The following is a 528-nucleotide window of genomic DNA, read 5'->3' on the forward strand; positions in this document are numbered from 1 at the left end:
GTAAATTGGCAGTTATAAATATATTTGATTAATTAAAGGCTGTAGATTTTTGCAGGTTAAATTAAAAAACGACACATTTTTAATGTGTCGTTTTTATTTTATCTAACCTGAACTCTGGTTAAGAGATTTACTAACGTATTGAATCATGGTGATATTTAAATTTATTTTCTCTAGCCAGAGATTTTCAGTGAAAACAAGGCGAATTTACGCGTCAATAGCTGGCCTATTGCAAGTAAATTCAACGCAGTTAGCGCTGAAAATAGCTGCTCGAGATAGATTTATTATCCAGAGTTCAGGTTTTTTAGATATTACTTATTGAGTTTTAGACCATGAATCGCGAAGACCCACTGTTTGGTTAAATACAACGTTCTCTGATTTAGAATCACGAGAGAAATAACCCGTACGCTCAAACTGAAAGCCCTGCTCTGCTTGTGAATTAGCAAGCGATGGCTCTAATTTAGCGTTTGATAAAACAACCAGTGACTCTGGGTTTAGCGTTGTTTCAAACTCATCAGCTGCTGCTAGGTT

At 35.4% G+C, this 528-nt stretch carries 1 pseudogene; it reads right to left on the minus strand.

Features of this window, described 5'->3' with window-relative positions:
- Positions 1-312: 312 nt before the first annotated feature.
- Positions 313-528 (minus strand): annotated as a pseudogene (locus I6E61_RS14050) (glutamine--tRNA ligase); the annotation flags it as partial.

The sequence above is a fragment of the Psychrobacter sp. NZS113 genome (assembly GCF_015864825.1).
Classification (GTDB): domain Bacteria; phylum Pseudomonadota; class Gammaproteobacteria; order Pseudomonadales; family Moraxellaceae; genus Psychrobacter.